The organism is Corynebacterium frankenforstense, assembly GCF_030211955.1.
Taxonomy (GTDB): Bacteria; Actinomycetota; Actinomycetes; order Mycobacteriales; family Mycobacteriaceae; genus Corynebacterium; species Corynebacterium frankenforstense_A.
In genome coordinates, this window is sequence record NZ_JASODI010000005.1 from 104324 (window position 1) to 128167 (window position 23844).

General features: G+C 65.9%; 17 protein-coding genes. 11 read left to right on the plus strand and 6 right to left on the minus strand.

The window, feature by feature from the left end; all coding sequences use genetic code 11:
• The first annotated feature begins 97 nt into the window (after positions 1-97).
• From gabT to QP119_RS04155, 3 genes are all read left to right on the plus strand, one after another.
• Positions 98-1420: a 4-aminobutyrate--2-oxoglutarate transaminase gene (gene gabT / locus QP119_RS04145; RefSeq protein WP_284773811.1), complete on the plus strand. Its 1323-nt coding sequence runs from the start codon at positions 98-100 to the stop codon at positions 1418-1420.
• Positions 1420-2859, plus strand: a complete 1440-nt coding sequence (locus QP119_RS04150) for an NAD-dependent succinate-semialdehyde dehydrogenase (RefSeq protein WP_284773812.1) — start codon at positions 1420-1422, stop codon at positions 2857-2859. The genes gabT and QP119_RS04150 overlap by 1 nt, the downstream gene beginning before the upstream one ends.
• A gap of 144 nt (positions 2860-3003) precedes the next feature.
• Complete coding sequence (locus QP119_RS04155; RefSeq protein WP_284773813.1) at positions 3004-4302, plus strand: aromatic amino acid transport family protein; 1299 nt, start codon at positions 3004-3006, stop codon at positions 4300-4302.
• Positions 4303-4388: 86 nt separating this feature from the next.
• Here the strand turns inward: QP119_RS04155 and QP119_RS04160 are convergent, their stop codons facing one another.
• The 4 genes from QP119_RS04160 to QP119_RS04175 are packed head-to-tail and all read right to left on the minus strand — an operon-like array spanning position 4389 to position 9726.
• Positions 4389-5762, minus strand: a complete 1374-nt coding sequence (locus QP119_RS04160; RefSeq protein WP_284773814.1) for an NAD-dependent succinate-semialdehyde dehydrogenase — start codon at positions 5760-5762, stop codon at positions 4389-4391.
• A gap of 28 nt (positions 5763-5790) precedes the next feature.
• Positions 5791-7347: an APC family permease gene (locus QP119_RS04165; RefSeq protein WP_284773815.1), complete on the minus strand. Its 1557-nt coding sequence runs from the start codon at positions 7345-7347 to the stop codon at positions 5791-5793.
• Positions 7348-7365: 18 nt separating this feature from the next.
• On the minus strand, positions 7366-8244 hold the full coding sequence (locus QP119_RS04170; RefSeq protein ID WP_284773816.1) for a universal stress protein: 879 nt from the start codon (positions 8242-8244) through the stop codon (positions 7366-7368).
• 9 nt (positions 8245-8253) lie between these two features.
• Complete coding sequence (locus QP119_RS04175) at positions 8254-9726, minus strand: flavin monoamine oxidase family protein (RefSeq protein ID WP_284773817.1); 1473 nt, start codon at positions 9724-9726, stop codon at positions 8254-8256.
• 126 nt (positions 9727-9852) lie between these two features.
• Here QP119_RS04175 and QP119_RS04180 point away from each other — a divergent pair, with 126 nt between their 5' ends.
• The 4 genes from QP119_RS04180 to QP119_RS04195 all read left to right on the plus strand — a co-directional run bounded on the left by QP119_RS04180 (position 9853) and on the right by QP119_RS04195 (position 15114).
• Entirely contained in the window at positions 9853-10548 is a 696-nt protein-coding gene (locus QP119_RS04180; RefSeq protein WP_284773818.1) for a TetR/AcrR family transcriptional regulator, read from the plus strand.
• A gap of 111 nt (positions 10549-10659) precedes the next feature.
• Positions 10660-10980 (plus strand): nucleotide pyrophosphohydrolase, encoded by a 321-nt coding sequence (locus QP119_RS04185; protein ID WP_284773819.1) that lies wholly within the window; start codon positions 10660-10662, stop codon positions 10978-10980.
• On the plus strand, positions 10967-12838 hold the full coding sequence (locus tag QP119_RS04190; RefSeq protein WP_284773822.1) for a DUF2075 domain-containing protein: 1872 nt from the start codon (positions 10967-10969) through the stop codon (positions 12836-12838). The genes QP119_RS04185 and QP119_RS04190 overlap by 14 nt, the downstream gene beginning before the upstream one ends.
• 167 nt (positions 12839-13005) lie before the next feature.
• A complete protein-coding gene (locus tag QP119_RS04195; RefSeq protein WP_284773824.1) occupies positions 13006-15114 on the plus strand; it encodes an MMPL family transporter in 2109 nt (702 codons plus the stop codon).
• Positions 15115-15242: 128 nt separating this feature from the next.
• On the opposite strand, the gene QP119_RS04200 is transcribed toward QP119_RS04195, so the two are convergent.
• Both QP119_RS04200 and QP119_RS04205 read right to left on the minus strand, forming a co-directional pair.
• On the minus strand, positions 15243-17249 hold the full coding sequence (locus tag QP119_RS04200; RefSeq protein WP_423777754.1) for a hydantoinase B/oxoprolinase family protein: 2007 nt from the start codon (positions 17247-17249) through the stop codon (positions 15243-15245).
• Positions 17207-19246, minus strand: a complete 2040-nt coding sequence (locus QP119_RS04205) for a hydantoinase/oxoprolinase family protein (RefSeq protein WP_284773827.1) — start codon at positions 19244-19246, stop codon at positions 17207-17209. The genes QP119_RS04200 and QP119_RS04205 overlap by 43 nt, the downstream gene beginning before the upstream one ends.
• Positions 19247-19589: 343 nt before the next feature.
• Here QP119_RS04205 and QP119_RS04210 point away from each other — a divergent pair, with 343 nt between their 5' ends.
• From QP119_RS04210 to QP119_RS04225, 4 genes are all read left to right on the plus strand, one after another.
• Complete coding sequence (locus tag QP119_RS04210; protein WP_284773829.1) at positions 19590-20621, plus strand: PucR family transcriptional regulator; 1032 nt, start codon at positions 19590-19592, stop codon at positions 20619-20621.
• A 560-nt stretch (positions 20622-21181) separates the two neighbouring features.
• Positions 21182-22069 (plus strand): transporter substrate-binding domain-containing protein, encoded by an 888-nt coding sequence (locus QP119_RS04215; protein WP_284773830.1) that lies wholly within the window; start codon positions 21182-21184, stop codon positions 22067-22069.
• A gap of 1 nt (position 22070) precedes the next feature.
• Complete coding sequence (locus QP119_RS04220; protein WP_284773833.1) at positions 22071-22934, plus strand: amino acid ABC transporter permease; 864 nt, start codon at positions 22071-22073, stop codon at positions 22932-22934.
• Positions 22935-22949: 15 nt separating this feature from the next.
• Positions 22950-23759, plus strand: a complete 810-nt coding sequence (locus tag QP119_RS04225; RefSeq protein ID WP_284773835.1) for an amino acid ABC transporter ATP-binding protein — start codon at positions 22950-22952, stop codon at positions 23757-23759.
• Positions 23760-23844: the final 85 nt, after the last annotated feature.

Sequence of the window (23844 nt, forward strand, 5' to 3'; positions counted from 1 at the left end):
TGGAATATCTTCGCCACAGCGTACATGGCGTGAATCACTAATCAGGCTCCATACTCACTGGAACCAAGCCAACGTCCCGTGTGAACAGGAGCCCACAATGAAGGATCTCGACTACCACGTTCCGCAGCAGCGGACCATCTCCACCCAGGGCATGGGCCCGGTCAGCAGCGAGCTCGACGCCCGTCGCCAGAACGCCGTCGCCCGCGCCCTCTCTCCCGGCCTGCCCGGTTACGTCGTCGCCGCCGACGGTGGCGTCCTCGTCGACGCCGACGGCAACTCGTTCATCGACTTCGCCTCCGGCATCGCCGTGACCAGCGTCGGCGCCTCGAACCAGCGCGTCGCGGCCGCCGTGGCCGAGGCCGCCGCCCAGTTCACCCACACCTGCTTCATGATCTCGCCCTACGAGTCCTACATCGCCGTGTGCGAGAAGCTCGCCGAGCTCACCCCGGGCGACCACGCCAAGAAGTCGGCCCTGTTCAACTCCGGCGCCGAGGCCGTCGAGAACGCCGTGAAGGTCGCCCGCTCCTACACCGGCAAGAACGCGGTGGCGGTCTTCGACCGCGCCTACCACGGCCGCACCAACCTCACCCTCGCGATGACCGCGAAGAACAAGCCCTACAAGACCCTCTTCGGGCCGTTTGCCTCCGACGTCTACCGCGTGCCGTCGTCCTACCCGCTGCACGACGGGCTCACCGGCCCGGAGGCGGCCGAGCGCACCATCAAGGTCCTCGAGCAGGAGATCGGCGCGGAGAACCTGGCCTGCGTCGTCATCGAGCCGATCCAGGGCGAGGGCGGCTTCGTGGTCCCGGCCGAGGGCTACCTGCCCGCCCTGGTCGAGTGGTGCCGCAAGAACAACGTCGTCTTCGTCGCCGACGAGGTCCAGGCCGGCTTCTGCCGCTCCGGCGAGTGGTTCTCCGTCGACCACGAGGGCGTGGTGCCGGACGTCGTCGCCACCGCCAAGGGCATCGCCGGCGGCATGCCGCTCTCCGCGGTCACCGGTCGCGCCGACATCATGGACGCCCCGATCCCGGGCGCCCTCGGCGGCACCTACGGCGGCAACCCGGTCGCCTGCGCCGCCGCGCTGGCCGCCATCGAGGAGATGGAGACCCACGATCTCGCCGGCCGTGCCCGCGAGATGGAGACGATCATCCGCCGCCACCTCGAGCCGCTGCTCGAGCTCGATGTGGTCCGAGAGGTCCGCGGCCACGGTGCGATGATCGCGGTCGAGCTCGTCGACGGCGAGATCACCGGCGCCGTCGCCGCCGCCTGTAAGGCCGCCGGCGTGCTCATCCTGACCTGCGGCCTGGACGGCAACGTCATCCGTCTGCTGCCCGCCCTGACCATCCCGGAGAACCTCCTGGTCGAGGGCCTCGAGATCATGGCGGAGGCGATCAACACCCAGGCGAAGGAGCGTGCCTGATGATTCTCTCCGAGCACCTGCCCCAGGACATCCCCACCGGCGCGGAGCCCTACTTCGACGTCCGGGACCCCGCCACCGAGGAGACCGTCGCCCACGTCCACGACTCCGCCGCCGAAGAGTGGGACGCCGCGCTGGCCGCTGCCGTCGAAGCACAGGCCGCGTGGGCGAAGGTCAGCCCCCGTGAGCGCGCGGTCATCCTGACCGACATGTACCGGGCCCTCGTTGAGCGCACCGAGGACCTCGCCCGCACCATCACCCTCGAGATGGGCAAGCCGCTGGCGGAGGCGCGCGGCGAGGTCGCGTACGGCGCCGAGTACTTCCGCTGGTTCGCCGAGGAGGCGGTACGCCTGCCCGGCAGGTTCTCCCCCTCGCCCTCGGGCGCGGGCGACATCCTGGTCACCCGCACCCCGGTCGGCCCGGTGCTGGCGATCACCCCGTGGAACTTCCCGCTGGCCATGGCCACCCGCAAGATCGCCCCGGCGCTGGCCGCCGGTTGCCCGATCCTGGTCAAGCCCGCCAGCGAGACCCCGCTGACCATGCTCCTCGCCGGGAAGATCATCACCGACGTGCTCGCCGAGGCCGCTGCACCAGAGGCGCTGGTGAGCATCCTGCCGACCACCGACGACGCCGGTCTGTCCAGCCGCCTGATGGCGGACGAGCGACTGCGCAAGATCACCTTCACGGGATCCACCGCCGTCGGCAAGCTGCTGGTCCGTCAATCCGCGGACAACCTGCTGCGCAGCTCGATGGAGCTCGGCGGCAACGCCCCGTTCCTCATCAACGCCGACGCCGACCTCGACCGCGTGCTTACCTGCGCCATGCAGGCCAAGATGCGCAACGGCGGCGAGGCCTGCGTGGCCGCGAACCGCTTCCTCGTCCACGAGCACGTCGCCGAGGAGTTCACCCGTCGGCTCGTCGAGTCGATGGCGGCGCTGCGGCCGGGACACGGCCTCGAGGAGGATTCGACCCTCGGCCCGGTCATCACCGCCAAGCAGCGCGACCGCATCGCCGAGCTCGTCGATGACGCGCTGGCCGCCGGCGCGACCGCGCTCACCGGCGGCGGCAGCGACGCGGTCGCCGAAGGCCCCGGCCACTTCTACCCGGCGACCGTGCTCACCGACGTGCCGGCCGACGCGCGCATCCTCCACGCGGAGATCTTCGGTCCGGTCGCCACCGTGGTGACCTTCGCGGACCTCGACGAGGGCATCGCGCTGGCCAACGACACCGAGTACGGCCTCGCGGCCTACGGGTTCAGCGACAACATCGACACCTGCCGACGCCTGGCCACCGAGCTCACCGCCGGGATGGTCGGCATCAACCGCGGAATGATCTCGGACGCCGCGGCGCCCTTCGGCGGCGTCAAGCAGTCCGGCTTCGGCCGCGAGGGCGGAACGGAGGGCATCGAGGAGTACCTCGACACCCGCTACGTCGCCCTCTGACCCCGGCGGGGCGCGCGCCACCCGCCACGCCCCACCTCTACCCGGCCGACCCGCCCGATCAGCGCCAGCTGATCGGGCGCGACGCGATCGGCCACCGAGGACCCACCACCCACGACACCGTAAACCAGCAAGGACACCGAGACCATGACAGCCACCCAGAATCTGCCCGCCGCCTCGGCCACGCCCCCGCAGGGCGTCAGCAAGCCGAAAGGCGCGGCGAACCCAGCCACCCCGGCCGACACGGACCAGGACCTCGACTACCGGGCCAGCACGATCACCCCGCTGCAGGGCGTGGCGCTGATCTTCGGGACCAACATCGGCGCCGGCATCCTCAGCCTGCCCTACGCCGGGCGCAACGGTGGCTTCCTCGCCCTGGTGCTCGCGCTGCTCATCGCGGGCACGCTGACGACGATCTCGATGTTCTACGTCGCCGAGGTCTCCCTGCGCACGAAGCGCCCGCTGCAGCTCTCCGGCCTGGCCGAGCACTACCTGGGCAACTGGGGCCGGTGGGCGGTCTTCATCGCGATCATGGTCAACGGCATCGGCGCCCTGATCGCTTACGCCGCCGGTTCCGGCGAGCTGATCCACAACCTGACCGGCGCTCCGGAGATCGTGGGCACGCTGATCTTCTTCGCCATCGGCACGGCCATCATGTACAAGGGCCTGGAGGCCACTGGCGTCACGGAGATGCTCATCACCGCCGGCATGGCGACGATCATCCTCATCCTCTGCGGCTGGACCTTCATCGGCCCGGGCATCGAGATGGCCAACGTCGTGGTGCTGCACCCCTACTTCATCATCCCGATCATGAACCTGGCCGTGTTCACCTTTATGGCCCAGTACGTGGTCCCGGAGATGGTCCGCGGCCTGGAGCAGGACCACTCCGCGCAGATCTCCAAGGCGATCATCGCCGGCATGGTCATCACGGGCTTCACCCTTTCGCTGGTGCCCTTCGCCGCGCTCGGCCTCATGGGTGAGAAGGTCTCCGAGGTGGTCACCCTGTCCTGGGGCGAGGAGCTCGGTCCGGCGGCCTACTACCTGGCCAACGTCTTCGCTCTGTTGGCGATGTTCACGTCCTTCATGGCCATCGGCTACACGACGATGCGCAACATCCTGGACATGGCCCACTGGCCCCAGCACGGCTGGCAGCGTGGTCTGGCCGTGGCGCTGACTGCGGTGCCGCCGTTGATCATCTGCTTTGCGGGCATGGGCGGGTTCGTCTCGGCGCTCAGCTACGCCGGCGGCCTGGCGGGCGTGGTCATGTCGATCGTGCCGGTCATGCTGCTGCGTGCCTCCCGGGCGCGCGGTGATCGCGAGCCCGCGTGGCAGGTCGGCTGGTCGGCTCACCCGCTGATCCAGTGGACGATCATCGCCGTCTACGGCCTTGCCGGGCTGTACTCCGTGGGCACGATCCTGGGCCTGGTCCCCGCCGGTTGGCAGTGACCTGAGGGTCGAAAAGGCGCTCCCCGTCGCGGGGAGCGCCTTTTTGCTTGCCGACGCCCGCGCCGGGCGGCGCGGGCGGGTACCGGCTACTTGGCCACGTAGTACATCTGCTTGTTGACGAACTCGTCCATGCCCAGCGGACCCAGCTCGCGGCCGTAGCCGGAGCGCTTCACACCGCCGAAGGGCAGCTCGGCGCCCTCACCGGCAGGGGTGTTGACGTTGGCCATGCCGACCTCGAGGCGGGCGGCGACGCGGCGGGCGCGCTCCTCGTCGGAGGCGAAGACAGCGCCGCCGAGGCCGTACTGGGAGTCGTTGGCCAGCTCCACGGCCTCCTCGTCGGAGGAGACGCGGTAGACCTCGGCGACGGGGCCGAAGAACTCCTGGTAGTAGGAGTCCGAGCCGCGGGGGATGTCGGTGATCACGGCGGGCGAGACGTAGGCGCCGGTCTCGGAGAGCTCGCCGCCCACGCGCAGGTTCGCGCCCTCGGCCACGGCGGCCCGGAGCTGCTCGTTGAGGTCCTCGGCCGCCTGGCGGGAGGACAGCGGGCAGTAGGAGTTCTCGTCGACCTGGTCGAAGGTCGTCGGGCGCATCCCGGAGGCCAGCGAGACCAGCTCGGAGACGAAGTCCTCGTAGATGTCGTCCATGACGATGATGCGCTTGTTGGAGTTGCAGGCCTGGCCGGTGTTGACCATGCGGGTCTGCCAGGCGAGCTTCGCGGCCGCGGCGATGTCATCGGTGTCGAGCACGATGTAGGGGTCGGTGCCGCCCAGCTCGAGGACGACCTTCTTGAGGTTGCGGCCGGCCTGCTCGGCGACGGCGGCGCCGGCGCGCTCGGAGCCGGTCAGGGACACGCCCTGGATCTTCGGGCTCTCGATGATCGTCGAGACCTGGTCGTGGGAGGCGAAGACGTTGTTGTAGACGCCCTCGGGAAGACCTGCCTCGGCGCACAGCTCGGCGATGGCCTCGGCGGAGCCGGGGCAGATTTCGGCGTGCTTGAGGATGATCGTGTTGCCCAGCATCAGGTTGGGCGCGATGAATCGGGCGACCTGGTAGTAGGGGAAGTTCCACGGCATGATGCCGAGCAGCGCACCGATCGGCAGGCGGCGGATGACGGCCTCGCCGTCCGGGGTGGGGATCGACTGGTCGGCGGCGAAGTCCGCACCGTTGTCCGCGTAGTAGTCGATGATCTCGGCGGAGAACTGGATCTCCTCGATCAGCTCCTCGTAGGGCTTGCCCATCTCGGTCGCGGAGAGGGTGGACAGCTTCTCCTCGTTGTCGCGCAGGGCCTGGGCGAGGCGGTGCAGGGCTGCGCCGCGCTCGTCGAAGGACTTGGCGGCCCAGTCCGCGTAGGCGCCGGCGGCGTTGTCGATCGCGCGGGTGATTTCCTCGTCGGTCGCGGTTGGGTAGGTCTTGACGGTCTCGCCGGTGGCGGGGTTCTGGATGCGGTATTCGGTGGACATGAGGTTTCTCCTTGTCAGTTAGTGTCGGTCAGTCGAGAAGGGGGGTCTGTTCGTCGGTGGTGGATTCGTTGCGCGGCAGGGTCTCGCCGCGGAAGAAGGCGGGGTGCGCGATCCGGGTGAAGAGCATCGCCGCCACCCCGAGCAGCAGGATGCCCATGCCGAGGACGAACACGGCGCCGACGCCGAAGATCGAGGTGCCGGATCCGTAGGCCGGGTCGAGGGAGTCGATCGCGGTGACGGCGAACATCAACAGCAGGAAGCCGCCGCCGAGTCCGGGGAAGATCAGCCGGAAGACGACGCTGCGGACGCTGGTGAACAGTTCGCGGCGGAAGTACCAGATGCAGGCGACCGCGGTGATGCCGTAGTAGAAGCAGATCATCAGCCCGAGGGCGGTGATCGTGTCCCACAGGGCGTTCTCCGAGACCAGGCGGGTGGCGATGTAGAAGACGCCGGCGGCGATCGCGGAGGAGACAGTGGCGGTCGACGGACTGAGGTAGCGCGGCGAGATCTTCGCGAAGGCCGGGGGCAGCGCCCGGTAGTGGCCCATGGCCAGCAGGGTGCGCGCCGGGCCGACCATGGTCGACTGCAGCGACGCGAAGGAGCTGGCCAGCACCGCGAAGTAGATCAGGATGGCCAGGGGCCCGAGAACCGGGTAGGACAGGGCCGCGAAGATGGACTCCTGGTTGTCCGGGTTCCCGGCGCCGAGCCCGGTGTCGCCGGTTCCGGCCCACACCACGATCGCCACCGCGGTGAGGACGTAGACGGCGATGATGACCAGGACGGTCACGGTGGCCGCCCGACCCGGGGTGTGCTCGGGGTCCTTGGTCTCCTCGTTCATCGTCAGGGTGACGTCCCAGCCCCAGAACATGAAGATCGACAGCGAGATGCCTGCGGCGATCATGGTGAAGCTGCCGATCTCCAGCGGGTTGAACCACTCGAGCTCGAACGCGGTGAAGTTGAAGCCCCCGCCGTTGTAGGCCTGGCGCAGGGCGACGACGTCGAAGACGAGCAGGGCGGCCAGCTGCAGCGCGACGAGCACGTACTGCAGCTTCTGGGTGGAGTCGAGTCCCCGGTAGGAGATCCAGCACGCGATCGCCAGGAAGACGACCGTGGTGGGGATGTTGATGAACAGGTTGCGGGTCCAGTCCGCGATCTCGGGGTGCCCCGTCAGCTGTGCGATGAGCAGGTAGAAGAAGTCCACCGCGACGGCTGCGAGGTTCGAGATGACCAGGATGGTGGCGGTGATCAGTCCCCAGCCGCCCATCCAGCCGACGTAGGGCCCGAAGGCCTTCGTCGCCCAGGTGAAGCTCGTCCCCGAGTCCGGCACGGCGTTGTTGAGTTCCCGGTAGGCGAAGGCCACGAGCAGCATCGGGATGAACCCGAGCAGCAGGATGGCCGGGACGTGGCGTCCCACCTCCGAGATGGTGGGCCCGAGGCCCGAGGTCAGGGTGTACGTCGGGGCGATGCAGCTGATGCCGATGACGACGGCACCGATCAGGCCGACCTTGCCGGTGGACAGGCCCTTGGACGAGGTCGTCGGGCCGCTGGTCCGAGCGGTCTCGGGTGTTGCGGGTGCGGTGCTCATGGGGGTGAGGTCACCTCCTTACTCGTGCGCTCCGGTGGTGTATCCGTTGGGAACGGCGATGGCGGGCGCCGGGGTGTGGCGCAGGATCTGGGTTGCGGTCGAGCCGAGGAAGAGCCGGCCCTCTGGGGCGAGGCGGGCGGAGCCCATGTAGACGACGTCGCCGGCTGACCAGTCGAGCCGGCCCACGGCGCTCTCCACGTTCGGGGCCTCGATCACCTCGGCCGTGGCTCGGCCGGTGAAGATGAGCTCGGCGGCGCGCCGGGCGGGCCGGTCGCCTGCGGTGGTGCGCAGGGCGGCCACGGCGTCGGTTCCGGTGCTCTTCTCGCCGGTGATGGCCAGGGAGACGAAGCGGACGGGCACGCCGAGGTCGGTGCTATGGCGCAGCCCCACCTCGACGATGTCGGTGGCGCCGGGCTTGGGACCGAACATGACGGTGATCCGCTCCACCGGACCCGGGTGGTTGTAGCCCTTCGGCGCGAGCGCGACGGGTACCGGGCTGGCGTGCAGCAGCGAGTTGACCACGCTGCCGAGCGTCAACCGCTTGAACATGCCGCCGCCCTGCGAGCCGACGACGATCGTCTGTGCGTTGAGCTCGCCGGCCTTGTCGATCAGCGCGGTGGCTACCGAGCCGCCGACGACGATGTGGCCGGTGACCTCGATGTCTGCGGGCACCTCGGCCGCCGCCTCGGCGAGCCAGCGGCCCATCTGCTCCTCGACCAGGCCGGAATAGCCGTGGTCGTGCGGGTAGATGCCCGGGGCGACCTCACCCTCGGTGGCGACCATGACGATGTCGATCGCCGCTCCGCTGTTCTTGGCCAGGGTTGTGGCCAGTCGCAGGGCGTCGATGCCGCCGCCGGTGGCGATGTAGGCCACCATGATCCGCGGGGGGTTCGTCATGGCTGGTCCTCAGTTGGCGCCGTTGCGGGCGATGATGTCGAGGGCGACGGCCTCTCCCACGCGCACGGCGCCGTCGACGTGCTGGTAGCCCTCGCCGGCGATGTCCGAGCAGGCGTAGTGGATAGGCCCGGTCGGCTCGTTCTGCAGGTGGCCCCAGCGCGAGAGCCCGCCGAGGTCATAGCTGGTGGCGTAGGCGCCGCGGGTCCACTCCTCGGCGGCCATGTCGGAGAGGTAGAAGGCGATCGGCTCACGGGTCTTCGGCCCGAGGTAGTCGGCGATGGCGTCGAGGATGGCGGCCTTGCGCTCCTCGGCCGGCAGGGCCCACATCTTCTCGGCGTAGACGTCGGAGACGAAGCCGACGAGGGTGCCGTAGGTGTCTTCGCCGCGCTCGGCACCGAAGTAGTTGGTGTTGTCGTAGACCTCCTGGACGAGGCGGCCACCGCCGAAGCCGGTGCCGGAGAGCCCCTCCTCGCGCCAGAACGGGGTCTCGTAGACGGCGTGCACCTTGATCACCAGGCCCATGGAGATGTGCTGGTGCGCGATGTGCTGCTCGCGGGGCAGCGGGGGAGTGAAGCTGATGCGCGAGTAGAGGTTCGGCGGCACCGCCAGCACGACGTTGCGGGCGTGGAACTCGAGCTCGTCGGTGCGGACGGTCACGGAGCCGGCCTCACCGTTGTCGGCCACGCCGTTGCGCACGTCGGGGGCGATGTTGTTGACCGGGTCGCCGGTGGTCTCGTCCGGGGTGGTCCACTCGATGTGGCGGACGGGCTGGGAGAGGTAGACGTCTTCGCCCAGCTTCTCGGCCAGGGTCAGGGAGACGGACTGCATGCCGCCGACGACGCGGCGGTCGAGGATGAAGTCCTCGTCGACGAGGTTGCTGAAGGAGCCGGCGGAGGCGGCCATGAGCAGCGCCTGCAGCGCGGAGAACGTGTAGGAGGGCTTGGTCAGCATGCCGGAGGCGATGTAGATCGAGATGTTGTCGATCGCCTCGGGGTCGTCGGAGAGCTCCTCGAGCCAGGAGCGGAAGGAGACGGCGTCGAGCTCGGCGGCGCGCGGGTGCTCCCAGGGCTTGGCGGGGTCGATCTCGGCGGCGAGCTCGTCGAGGATCCCGGTGAGCTTGTCCATCTCAGCGATGGTCTTCTCGGAGGCCGGGAACGTGGTGCCCTCGTACTCGTGGCGGGTGCCGTCGGGGGAGACGTAGATGGACTTGCCCTCGCGGTAGCGGGGGAAGGTCTCCAGGCCGAGCTCCTCGACGAGCGCGGTCAGGCGGGTCTGGTCGGGGGAGATCCACTGTCCGCCGAGCTCGATGAAGTGGTCGTTGCCCTCGGCGTCGCGGGCCAGGCCGTTCCAGGTGCGGCCGCCGACGCGGTCGCGGGCCTCGACGACAGCCACCGAAAGACCCTTGTTGCGCAGGGTGTATGCAGCGGTCAAGCCGGCGGGACCGGCACCTACAATGACAACGTCGCGTTCAATTGCGGTCACGTTTCCTCCTTGCGTCTGCCCGATGGTTGAGGGCGTTCGGTTGATCAAGACGGGCAAAATGAATAGTCATCATTTTGCGTTGCAGGTCACAGTACACGACCGCGTGTGACATGGAAAGGGTTATTTGTGTCTAACGGACAGCGCGCTCGCGGCCGCCCGACGAAAGCGGTGGTGACGCGGGAGAAAATTGCCGACGCCGCGTTACGCGTCGTGGTTGCGAAGGGTTACGCCGCTTTGAGCATGGCGGCCGTCGCCCGTGACCTGGGCGTGGCGCCGAGTGCGCTCTACAACCACGTCGCCGGCAAACAGGAGCTGCTCTATATGCTCGAGGACGCGGTCATGGCGCAGGTTGACGTGACTGCGCTGACGGATTGCCTGGCGGGATCGCTCAGCCCGCGGGAGGCGGTCACGGAGTGGGCTATCTCCTATCGCGACGTGCTGGCCAGACACACGCCGTTGATCGGGACGGTGGCCGTGATGTCGATCTTCGGTACCCGGGAGACCGCGGTCATGTACGAGAACGTCGTGCGGGTGCTGCGCCTGGCCGGGGTCGCCGATGAACAGGTGATGGCCGTCATCGTGGCGGTGGAGTCCTTCGTCTTTGGGTCCGCCTTCGATGCCGAGGCTCCGGCGGACATCTTCGATGTGCCGGAGGGCGCTCCGGAAGGGGACAACGAGACGCAGGACGAGCGCGTCGAGACCGAGGCGCTGCGCTCCGTTCTGGCGCACCGACCGGCTGGCGGGGAGAACACCAACCCGTACGCTGACCTGCCGTTCCGGCTTGGTCTGCAGGTCCTGGTCGAGGGGCTCATCCCGGGCTAGTCGAAGATGGAAGAACGCTGAGGTAGCGGATAGTCCTTCCCTCCAGCTTGATCGACGTCAGCGGTGGATTTGCCCAGCTTCGAGTACCAAATGCGTTGATAGGATGGCGCCGTGACTGATGACCGTGTTCTTACCGCACTCCGGGAATTCGCGGCGGAGCGGAATTGGGGCCAGTTCCACAGCCCAGAGAATCTCGCGAAGTCGATCTCCATAGAGGCGGGAGAGCTTCTCGAGTGTTTTCAGTGGGGCGACAGTGGCGATGCAGAGGCGGTTCGGTTGGAGCTCGCCGATGTTCTGACGTACTGCTTTTTCCTGGCGGATCGTCTCGGGGAGGACCCCGGCGAGCTCATCCTGAAGAAGCTCGAGATCACCCGGGCGAAGTATCCCGTCGACAAGGCCTACGGAAAGTCCACGAAGTATGACCGTCTCTGATCAGTTGTCGCCAGTTGGGCGCACCATGGTGCAACGGCTCAAGTACAAGGAAGAATCCTTGGTTGAGTGGGAGAACAAGGTCGCGGCTGGCTCAGAAGAAGACGCCATGTACCTTCTCGAGTTTCCGACCGTGTATGTCATCGCAGACGGGAGCGGGAAGAAAAAGCAGTACACCGTATATGTCGGAGAGACCAACGACATCGTCCGGCGGACCGAGCAGCACTTCCGGGGAGACCGGATCAGCAGGAGTGACTTCAACGATCTTTACCTGGCTGAGGGCTCTGAGATGTATGTCGTGGCCAATGAGCGATTCAACAAGTCTCTGACACTGGACATCGAGAACCGGTTGATGCAGTACGTCACGGCGGTCGATCGCGTCGTCACGGTGAATAACCGCCGGACGAATCCCCAGGGCAGGTACTACACTGAGGAGTACCTCGACAGTACTTTCAACGCGATCTGGGAGAGGCTGAACGCGTACGATCCACTGCTGTTCCCGCCGGCCAAGAAAGTTCGGGATTCTGCGATATTCAAGGCGTCGCCCTTCCATAGGTTGACCGATGAGCAGGAGAATGCTCGACAGGAGATTCTCCAGGCCGTGGAGAAACAGCAGCATGCGGAACACCCGTCAAAGCTGATCGTGGTTTCGGGTGAGGCAGGCTCGGGGAAGACTGTCCTCATCAGCAGTCTCTTCCTGGACCTCCTGACCGGTGAGGGGGATCCAAGCGTCGATCCCGAATTCGAGAACATGGACGCTTATCTGGTCGTCAATCACAACCAGCAACTTGCCGTCTATCAGGACATCGCGAAGAAGCTCGGCATTCTCCAAACAGGGAATGAGAAGAGCGGTCCCGAGCGAGTGGTGAAGCCGTCGAGGTTCATCAACCTGGTCGATCCTTCGGATCCCGTCGATCTTGTGCTGGTCGATGAGGCGCATCTGCTGCTCACTCAGGGAGACCAGGGATACAGCGGAAAGAATCAGATGCGTGACATCCTTGCGCGGGCACGCATGGTCGTGGCGGTCTATGACCATAAACAGATCCTGGAGACGTCGCAGTACTGGGAGCCTGATCTGTTCGACGAAGTTTTCGGCCAATGCGACGTGCACATTGAGTTGAAGAACCAGATGCGCATGGACGCTGCGGCAGCGACGGTCAACTGGATCAGAGCGCTGGTGGATGACCGGTCAATCAGGCCGTTCCCGGTTCCGGCGGGATCCAAAGATTCGCATGGATTTGAGCTGAGGATTTTTGACGACCCCGTAGCCATGTACGAGAAGATTAAAGAGATCAATAAGCGGCTTGCTGTCGAAGCTAACCGTACCCATGAAAAGGATCCCGAAAGCCCGGTGGAGTCAGGGCTGTCGAGGTTGCTTGCTACGTTTGATTGGCCGTTCTCACAAAAGCCTCCGGAGAACGAACCCAGGATGTGGATGGTAGACGTCGGGAAACTGTCTCTACCGTGGAATCTCCAGATGAAAGAAAAGAAGAAAAAATACGAGGGGAGCTCCTGGGCGGAGCAGTCCTTCACGATCAACGAAGTCGGTTCTACTTTTACCGTCCAGGGGCTTGATCTCAACTATGCCGCGGTGATTTTGGGCCCTTCGATCAAATACCGGGACGGGCGGGTGATCATTGATCCTTCGGCGAGTGCCCACTCCAAAGCAACGCAGCAGCGCACTCTGCGAGACAAGTCCAAGCGGAGGTTGGGTGATGAGCTCATCGCCAATGAACTGAACGTCCTGCTCACCCGAGGTGTCCACGGACTCTTCATCTATGCGGTTGACGAGCAGCTGCAGGAGGCGCTCCTTCGGGCTCAATCCGACTCAACGAAGACGGCGACCGTGCCGCTCGAGTGATCGGCGTGGCTGGAATATTTACCCCTGCACTCAGGGGGCTCGTTCGCTGCCCTGCCTTTGGCTCCTCGGTTTTAAGCCAGGAATTACTCAGGGTCAAGAGCTTCGCGACATGGCGTCGTTAAGCATCCGAAGTAGGGATATTCAGCGGAACACGTAGTGTCGATGTTGTGGCTTCCACACGTATGAAGGCCTTCCGCTGGCTCGCGGTGTTGCTCATCGCCCTCGGCGTCGGGGCAATGGCCATCGGCGCGGCCGACAAACCCAACTCACCGACCGCCACCCTCCCGGACGGGTTCGACTCCACCCGGATCGCCGAACTGCAGCAGCAGGCCTCGGAGGATGAGGCAGGCTCGGACGATGAGACCAACTCCCAGGCCGCCGTCGTGCTGTTCAACACCGAGGACGGGGCCATCCTGCAGCCCGACGCCCTCGCCGCCTTGCAGACCCGCGCCGAGGAGCTCGGCGGACCGCTCATCCCCTCCGAGGACGCCACCGCCGCCATCGTGCCCGTCGAGGTGGCCTCCGAGGGGCTGACCGAGAACGCCGACGCCGTTACCGAGCTACGCGACGACGCGGCCGCCGACCTGCCCGACGGCGTCACCTCCCAGGTCACCGGCCCGGCCGCCGTCGAGGCCGACCTCTCCGGCGTCTTCTCCGGCGCCAACGTCCTGCTGCTCTCCGTCACCGGCGCCATCGTGGCGGTGCTACTCATCGTCACCTACCGCTCGCCGGTGCTCTGGCTCTTGCCCCTGATCGTCATCGGCATCGCCGACCGCGTGGCCGCCACCGTGTTCACCTGGGTGCTCTCCGCTACCGGCACCGTGTGGAACGAGTCCACCGCCGGCATCCTCTCCGTGCTCGTCTTCGGCGCCGGCACCAATTACGCGCTGCTGCTGATCTCCCGCTACCGCGAGGAGCTCGCCGCCACTGACGACCGGTTCGCCGCCATGGCACGGGCCTGGGCCCCGACGCTGCGCACCGTGACCGCCTCGGCTTCGACCGTCGTGCTCGGCGTGGTCTGCCTGCTCGCCAGCGTCGTGCCCACCACCCGCGGGCTCGGTCTTTCGGCGATGATCGGCATCGTCGTCGCCTTTATCTTCGCCATGTTCGTGCTGCCCGGCGTGCTCGTGACCTTCGGCCGCTGGGTCTTCTGGCCGCGCATCCCGAAGGTCGGCGACGAGCCCGAGCACAAGCTGTGGGACCGCGTCGCCGGCTTCGTGGAGAAGAAGCCCGTCGCCGTCACCGCGACCTCGCTGATCGTCATCGGCGCCGCCTGCACCGGTGCCCTCGGCATCACCACGGGGCTCGTTCAGTCCGACCAGTTCCTCGACACGCCTGAGTCCATCACCGCCGCCGAGAACCTCGAGGAGGCCTTCCCCGAGCAGGACGCCACCCCGGCGCAGGTCGCGACCCGCGATGCGGCCGCCGCAACCACCGCGCTCGAGGACGCCGGTGCCACCGTGCGCGAGCAGGGCGCCGCCGACGACTACGCCATGCTCAGTGTCTCCAACCTCGACACCACCGCCGCCCGCGAGGCGCTCTCCGGGGTGGGCGCGGAGTCCCTCGTCGGCGGCCAGGACGCCCAGCTTGTCGACGCCGAGGAGGCCGCCGCGCGCGACCGCACCGTCGTCTTCCCGCTGATCCTCGGCCTGATCTTCATTGCCCTGGTGTTCCTGCTGCGCAGGTTCCTCGCGGCACTGATCATGACCGCCACCGTGCTGCTGACCAACATCGCCGCACTCGGCCTGGGCTGGTGGGCCTCCACCGGGATCTTCGGCTTCGACCGCTTCGACTCGACCACCCCGCTCTACGCGTTCGTCTTCCTGGTCGCCCTCGGCATCGACTACTCGATCTTCCTGGTCGCCCGCGCCAAGGAAGAGGCCGCCCAGCTCGCGTCAGCTAAGCCCGACGGTTCGGTTGGGGAGGTCGGCGCCGGTGCTGCCGGTGCCTCGAAGGCCGCCGCCGGCGGCTCGGTCGCCGTCGGCATCGCCGCCCCGGGCGAGGCCACGCGCCGCGGCGTGCTGCGCGCGCTGTCCGCCACCGGTGGCGTGATCACCTCCGCCGGCATCCTGCTGGCCTCCGTCTTCGCCGCCCTCGGCGTGCTGCCACTGGTGGTGCTCGCCCAGATCGGCATCGTCATCTTCCTCGGCGTCCTGCTGGACACTCTCGTGGTGCGCACGCTGCTCATCCCGGCGGTGGTGCAGCTGCTCGGCGAGAAGTTCTGGTGGCCGGCCAAGCCCTTCACCAAGGTTCAGAAGGAGCCGACCGCCGCGTAGCCGCCAGACCGCGCCGCGCGTGAGCGTGGTACTTCCCGTCGCGGCGGCGCAGCCGTCGCGCCCCACCGACCGCAAGAAACGACGCCCCGGGTGGCCCCCGGGGCGTCGTCAACTGCAGCGGGAGGCAATCACCAGGCGCTCGCCGAGCGACGCTGCATCGTCTCCCGGTAATGCTCGGTGGTCTTCGGCAGCAGCTCGCCGGAGCCCCACTCGAGGATCACGCCGTGCCGGCGGACCACGTCGTAGACGTCGAGCTCGCCCTCGCGGTAACCGCGGGCGACCTCCTCGGGATCCGCGTTGAGCCACTCCGCACGCGCCGCACGGAACTCCTCGCGGCGGGCGGTGGTGGCGGCCTCGTCGATCTCGTACTCGTCGAGCTCCGCGTCGATCTCGTGGATGACCACGCCGTAGTCGCGCCCGGCGCGGCGGATGCTCACATAGCCGTCGATGACGTCCTCCAGCACCGCCTCCGGATCGCGCTCCAGCGCGTCGCCGTAGCCGCCGCCACCGGCCGAGGGGCGGGTGAAGGTGTCGCCCGGGCGGATCTTCACGTCCGAGAACGTCGCGCCCAGGTAGCGCTCCTCGTCACTGCCCTTGTTCAGCCACACCCCGTGCGGCACCGACGGCAGCCCGCCCTCGATGCCCCAGGTCACCGAGCGGCCGCGGTCGCAGCAGTAGCTCATCACGGCCTTCAGCGCGTCTGTGAGCGTGCCGCCCTTCTCCACGCCGCAGCCGCCGCGGAACTTACCCGGCCCGCCGGAGTCCGCCTTGATCTCATGGCCCGTGGTCAGCACCGGGTTCAGGCGCTCCTGGCCCTCGACCGACTGCACCGCCAGGCCCGTGCCGAACACCGGCGCCGTCGCCGAGGAACCGTCCTTGGTCGAGCGGCCACCCCAGCCGCCGGCCATCCAGTCGTACCACATGAAGTACCGTTGCTCCTCGGTGCGCGCATCATGCCCGCCGACCAGCAGATACTCCAGGTTGAACGCGCACGCCATGGCCCGTTCCGGCATGATCTGGCTCCACAGCTCGAAGACGGCGTTCATCACCTTCTCGTACGGGCCCGAGCAGAACCCCGACACGGCGTACGGCCAGCCGGCGTTGACCACCGAGCCCTCCCCGCCGAGCTCCGCGGTCACCGCGGCGTAGAAGCCGGAGTTGAGCGGCACCTCCGGGAAGAAGGTCTTGGTGCCCGCGTAGATCGCCGAGTGCGTCGCGCCGTAACCGGAGTTGAGGAACGTCGAGACCGCCGGCGCCGACTCCGAGAGGTCGTAGTGGATGCCCTCACCGTCGAGGGTGAGCTTGACCTTGATGGGCACCAGGCCCTCGCCGAAGGCCGGGTCGGAGTCGATGTAGTCCACCGTCTCCCACTCCCCGTGCGGCAGGTCCGCCAGGCTGCCGAGCACCGTGCGGCGCACGTAGTCCTGCGTCTCACGCATCGCGGTGACCACGGTGTCCTTGGAGTACTTGTCCACCAGGCGCAGCACCTCGCGCTCGCACACCGCCGTCGCCTCGGTCTGCGCGTTGAGGTCACCGAAGGCCTGCTCGGGCGCGCGGGTGTTGGACACCAGCAACTGCGCGACGTCGTGAAGCAGCCGGCCCTCGCTGCGCACGCGCACCGGGGTGATGCGCAGGCCCTCGGAGAAGTGCTCCCGGGCGTTGACGTCGAAGGAACCCGGCACGTTGCCGCCGATGTCCGCCCAGTGGCCCTTGTTCTGGGCGAAGCCGATGATCTCGTCCCCGACGAAGATCGGGCGGATGAAGCTGACGTCGTTGATGTGGGTGCCGCCGTGGTACGGGTCGTTGACGCAGAAGACGTCGCCCGGGTGGATGTCGTCGGCGAACTCCTCGAGCACCGCCTTGCACTGGAAGTGCAGCGTGCCGACGTGCACGGCGATGTCGCCGGAGCCCTGCATGACCGTGTTGCCCTCGGCGTCGCACAGGGCCGAGGAGAAGTCGCGCGAGTAGATCACGAAGGAGTAGCAGGTGCGCAGGATCTGCTCGCTCATCAGGTCCACGCTGGTGGCGAAGGCGTTCTTGAGCACCTCGAAGGTGACCGGGTGCAGGCTGGTGGGCGAATCGGTTGTGGTGGTCACTGGTCGTCTCCCGTCAGGTGGATGCGGATGTTGAGCCATTCGTCGATTTCGGCGCGGGTCTCCGGCGGCACGACCGTGGTCGAGTCCAGCTGGTTGATGATCGCCGGCCCGGCGATCTCCATGCCCGGGCCCAGCGCGTCGCGGTTGTAGACCGGGGTCTCGTGCCAGTCGCGGCGGAAGTGCACCTTGTGCGTGGCCGTCGGCTCCGGGGTCTTCTCCCCGGCGTCCGGGGTCGGGGTGAACGCCGGCTTCGGCGTCTTGCCCACGGCCTTGAGGTGCAGCTGGTAGATCTCCACCGGGGTCTCGTCGTTGCGGAAGGAGAACTGGCGCTCGTGCTCCTCGTGGAAGCGGGTGACCACCGCGTCCAGGGCGTCCGGGCCGGAGCCGATCGGGACCTGCAGGGAGCGCCACTGCCCGGCGTAGCGCATCGAGATGCCGCGGCGCAGCTCCCGGTCCTCCTCGGCCACGCCCTCGTGGCGCAGCCGCTCGGTGGCCTCGTCCTCCAGGGCGGCGAACTCGTGCTCCAGGTGGTCGCGGTCCGCGTCGTCGGTGGAGGTGGTGTACATGGTGGCCAGGTCGTGCTGGACGTCGACGAGCAGGCAGCCCATCGCCGAGGTCACGCCCGGGTTCGGCGGCACCACCACGGTCGGGATGCCCAGCTCGCGGGCCACCTCCGCGCCGTGCAGCGCGCCGGCGCCGCCGAAGGCGATCAGCGCGAAGTCACGCGGGTCCAGGCCGCGGCGGATGGAGACCAGGCGCACCGCGTCGGCCATGTTCGCGTTGGCGACCTTGAGGATCGACTCCGCGGCCTCCGCCGTCTCCAGGTCGAGCGGGCCGGCGATCGTCTCGTTGACGGCCTGCTCCGCCAGTTCCGCGTTCAGGCTCATCGCGCCGCCCGCGAGCTGCGTGCCCAGGCGGCCGAGCACCAGGTTCGCGTCGGTGTTCGTCGGCTCCGTGCCGCCCTGGTCGTAGCAGGCGGGGCCCGGGTCCGCGCCCGCGGACTGCGGGCCGTTGCGCAGGGAGCCTGCGATATCGATGTGCGCCAGCGAGCCGCCGCCGGCGCCGATGGTCAGCACCTCGATGCTGGGGAAGACGATCGGGTGGCCGTACTCGACCTCCCACTCCTTGGTCACGCGCAGCTCGCCGTCGGCGACGATCGAGATGTCCGTCGAGGTGCCGCCCATGTCCAGGCCGACGGCGTTGCGGTAGCCGCACTGCTCGGCGATGTGCTGGGCGGCGATCGCCCCGGCCGCGATGCCCGAGGCCGCCAGGCGGACCGGGAAGCGCTTAACCATCGTCGGCGTCATTGACCCGCCGCCGGAGTGCAGCAGGAGCAGGTCGCCGTCGTAGCCGCCGTCCTTGAGCTTGCCGTCCAGGCGCTCGACGTACCCGGCGACCAGGGGTCCGAGCACCGCGTTGGAGACGGTGGTGTTGAAGCGCTCGTGCTCGAAGATCTCCGGCAGGATCTCCGCCGAGGTCGACACCGTCGCCTCCGGCAGCTCCTCCTCGAGGATCTCGCGCATGCGCACCTCGTTGTCGCCGTTGGCGTAGGAGTTGATGAAGCACACGGCCACGGTGCCCACGCCGCGCTTGCGCAGGAGGCGGGCCAGGTCACGGGCCTCGTCCTCGTCGAGCGGCTCGACGACGCGGCCGGCGGAGTCGACGCGCTCGGTGACCTCGAAGCGGTCGCGGCGGCGCAGGTAGGGCCCGGAGACGTCCTTGTAGGCGTCCCACAGCTCGTCCTTGGTGCCGTCGCGGATCTCGAGGACGTCCCGGAAGCCCTTCGTGGTGACCATCGCGGTCTTGGGGAAGCGGCGTGTGATCAGGGCGTTGGTGGCCACGGTGGTGCCGTGGGAGAACAACTCGACGTTGCTGAGGTCGATCTCGCCGCGCTCGACGCCGGCGATGACGGCCCGCATCGGGTCGTCGGGGGTGGACGGGACCTTGGTGACTCGCATGGACTTCTCGGTGTCGTCGAAGATGCAGACGTCGGTGAAGGTTCCGCCGACGTCGACCGCGACTCTGAGCTCTGACATGGTTTCCTCCTCTATATGAGTTGTGCCATATCTGGCGTTCGGTGTGTCCGCGACGACCATGAAAAAACTATGATTCTTCCCAACCGGATTTGTGGAAACCACAAGACCCGGGCGCGGGCAGGCCGCGCGGAAGGAAACGGCCGAGCGAGGGGAGATCCATGACGGACCCGAAGGAGGAGCTCGCCGTCATGCGCGCGGTCCTGCGCGCCGGGACCGGCCTGGAACCGCTGACCGGCCTGGTCGAGGCCCTCGCGCAGGCCGTCGACGGCGCGGCACTCGTCTTCGGCGACGGCGCGCAGCTGCTCGGCTCCTCGGGCGGGGCGCCGGTGGCGCTCGTGCGCGAGTGGCTGGCCACGGCGAGATCGGGCGCTGGTTCACCGCCGCCCGCGAGGTCCGCGTCGGCGCGCACGCTTACCAGTTCGTCCTCGCCGCCTTCGACGCCGGGCGGGTGCGTGCCGTGGCCCCGCCGGCCTTCGAGGCGGTCGAGGCAGTGCTCGGCTCCTACGGGGCCGTCGACGAGTTCTCGCGCACCCAGCGCAGCATCGGCTCCGCGGAACTGCTGCGCGACCTGCGCCTCGGCGTCAGCCCGGCCGGCGAGCACCGCGCCTGGCGCCGCATGGCAGAGTTCGGCTTCACCCCGTACGCCCCGCTGCGGCTGGCCGTGTGCACCGACGCGGCCGGGGACAGGCTGGCGCCCGAGGCGGTGGCGGCGCTTGCCGACGCCGCGGGGGTCGCCGAATTGCCGATGCTCGCCCTCGAGGCGAGCGGCGAGGGCGAGACCGAACTGCTGCTGGCGCTGCCCGCGGAGAGCGCGCGCGGCGGGCTCGCCGCCGCGCTGGCGGGGTCGGGGGAGCGGGAAGAGCCGGGGGAGCGGGAGGCCGAGGGCGCGGCGGACGTGGCAGCGACCCCGTCGGTGATCGCAGGGCTCTCGGCCGCATTCGACCAGCTCACGCGCGTGCCGGAGGCGGTGCGCACGGCGCGCACGGCCGCGGAGGTCGCGCGCCGCCGGGTGCCGGGTCGCGCCGAGGAAGGGCAGGCGGGCGCACCCGCGGTGATCGCGGCCGAGGACCTCACCCCGGCGGAGTGGCTGCTCGCGGCCAACCGCGCGCGGGCCGGCCAGGAGGCGCTCACCGGGTTCGTGGCACCCCTGAGTGAGCACCCCGAACTGCGCGAGACCCTCATCGTCTACCTACGCTCCCGGCTGACGGTCTCCAGCACGGCCGCGCAGCTGCTGGTCCACGAGAACACGGTGCGCTACCGGCTGCGGCGCATCGAGGAGCTGCTGGGGGAGTCGCTCTCGGATCCGTTGACCCTGACCAACCTGTGCCTGTCGCTGTATCCGGAGGTCTCACGGCAACGCCATACCGACCTGTAACGGAAGCCAACCGTGCAAGGGGAAAGGAGGCAATTCTGAGGTGCAATGGGAGAGCGACTACACCCCTGGGCATCTACTTCTAAGAAGGCTCGGCAAAACCCGGGCCTGTGCGAAGAAGGTACCCGAAGCGAAGACGGGTACGACGCCCGACGCTATCGACAATCGCATGTTCCGCAGGATTTGAATCCACGCGCGAACAACGACCGTGGAGTCGAGAGCGCAAGGAAGCGTGCAGCTCCGCCAGCAAAAACGGCAGCAGTGCTCATGGCCGTGATGTAGGTGATGTTCCTGGAGCAACCCGGGTACACACCAATAGAGGAACGAAAAACCGAAGAAGACTGGGTACTGCACCGCGGGGTTCGGGGGAAGCCCTGAAGACTGCAGATTGATACATAAAAAGTACCAACAAACACCGAGCCTAGAAAAATGCACAAAACAACATTTGCCCTTGATACTATCCGGCATCAAGCCAGGACCGTATCGATTTGTAGAGGCATCACCGAATCAGATCCAGCTAAGCAAGATCTTCCGCCCGAGCGACAAGATGGCCAGGAGGAAAAATGAAGCACCGTGGCCTAAAAACGATTGCATGCACTGGGCTTCTGCTCGTCAGTGCATGTTCCCCGGTAAAGACTGAGACTACCGGGACAGACGGAAATCATGATATTCCGCTGCCTAACCCCGACCCAGAAGTTACTGCTCTAGTACCTGAAGACGTTGCAAGCGATGGGGTACTAACTGTTATAACCGCGGACGGAATGGCGCCCCTAAACATACCGGATGCGGCAACAGGGAAGATAGAGGGGTTCAACCCTGATCTAGCCACCCATGTAGCAGCTCTAATGGGGCTCGAAACGGATATTCACGCGTCTCCTTTCGACCAAATTATACCGGGGTTACAGGCTGGACGGTACGAAGTCACCTTTTCCAACATGGCGATTTCGGATGAGCGCCGAGAAGTACTGGACTTCGTCCACTACTACCAATCGTCCACTTCCCTTGGCGTACTTGAAGGGCGCGAAAATGAAGTAACGCCCGAGACGCTATGTGGTCGCAAAGTAGGCGCATCGGCAGGTTCATACCAAATGACGACGGTACTTCCTGAAGAAGCTGAAAAATGTGAACAAATAGGCGCTCCTGAGCTTGAAACAGCGGCATTCCCTGACCAGCAAAAAGCATTGCTAGCTTTGCTCAGCCAGAGGGTGGACGCTACGGCAGTAGATGCACCAGTACTCTCCTATGCCGCGTCCCAAGAAACGCGATTAGTGGAAAATGGAAAGCTCACCCAAGGTTCAACACTGGGGATAGGGGTGACGAAAGGATCTGACCTTTCGAAAGCTATAGAAATGGCCATGAAGAAACTGATGGAAAACGGAGGTTATGACCGGTTGCTTGAAAAATATTCGATGCAAGACCAGCGGATTGAATCCACGGAGATTGAAGGTTGACATGGCTACTATTGCGGAAAACGTCAAACAAACCCCCGCCCGGGTGCTACCAGCCCGCGACACGCGTGCAAAAATCGGCGGATACATAGCTATATCAATCGTGGTTGTTGCCACTGTAGTGATCGCGCTTAACCCGAACTTCAGATGGCCTACGGTAGCCGAATTTCTATTTGACCCCAACATCCTTATTGGGATTGTAAATACTGTACTTTTGACAATAGCGGCAACGGTCTGCGGTACGGTTATCGGGGCGCTTCTGGCGTTGATGAAATTGTCGAAATCGAAACAATTATACATAATCGCAGAGGGCTACATATGGATTTTCCGAGGTGTGCCGCTGCTTGTGCAACTTCTGCTTTGGTTCAACTTGGCTGCGCTTTTTCCGGCTACTGGCGTGGAAGTGCCAGGTTTGGATATTTCCCTGGAGTTCAACGCGAATCAAATAATATCTCCATTTATGGCAGCGTTTCTGGCGTTCTCGCTGCACGAGGGTGCCTACATGGCTGAGATTATACGTTCAGGAATATCGAGCATCGATAGCGGACAGTGGGAGGCTGCTGGAGCACTTGCCATGAACTCTCGGCAACGGATGTCTCGGATCATCCTGCCCCAAGCGCTCAGGGTCATCGTTCCGCCGACCGGAAATCAGGTCATCACGATGTTGAAAACCACGTCTCTCGTCAGTGTAATTGCTCTTAATGACCTGCTTTACTCGGCGCAGATAATATATTCGAACAACTATCAGGTGATTCCGCTTCTGCTGGTTGCTTCCATTTGGTATTTGGTCATGGTTACAATACTTACCGCAGTTCAAATCCGGCTTGAACGACGCTTGAGTCGAGGACGCTACGTCTCGAATAAATAGTAGGGGTTGAGGTAAATGCATGCACGTCGACAGCAAGAAAATAAACATGACCAGATTGCGCATGCGATCACGGTCGACCGTGTCTCAAAGAGTTTTGGTGAGAGGCGGGTTCTGGATGAAATTTCATTCGTTCAAAACGAAGGAGAAGTGGTTTGCCTGTTGGGTGCTTCCGGGTCTGGGAAGTCCACTTTGCTCAGATGTATCAATCGGCTGGAAGTAATTGATTCTGGGCGGATCGAGGTATTTGGCGATCTACTTGGTTATGAGCCTGAAGGCGTTGGATCGATACGTATTAGTGGGGACGGAAAGCTCGCAATTGATCGTCAATCGGTTGGCATGGTATTTCAAAAATTTAATTTGTTTCCACATAAGACGGCTCTTGAAAACGTGATGGAAGCGCCTGTTTGCGTTTTGAAAAAGCGCAAAGAGGATGCCCGTAAAGACGCCATCGCAGAGTTGAAGAAAGTCGGACTTGAAGACTTTGCCGGGCACTATCCGGATCAGCTCTCGGGTGGGCAGCAGCAGCGTGTGGCGATTGCCCGAGCGATGGCGATGGGGCCTCGGCTTATGCTTTTGGATGAGCCGACTTCTGCGCTAGACCCCGAGTTGGTCGGCGAAGTCCTCGCGGTCATCCGGCAACTCGCAGAGGAAGGTATGACGATGCTGATCGTCACGCACCAAATCGAGTTCGCGCGTGAGGTTGCGGATACCGTCATCTACTTGGATGGCGGGAAGATAGCCGAACAGGGGCCTGCAGACCAGGTTATTGACAACGCGAAGTCCGATAGGGCTCGCCGATTCTTCGCTGCCGCTAGGCAATCGTGAAGCTTCTATGAGGTTACCCTCGTTTAGTGGACACCCAACTTGTACGGATGTTGTGTCCGTAGGAGAGGATGTTCATTGTGAGCCA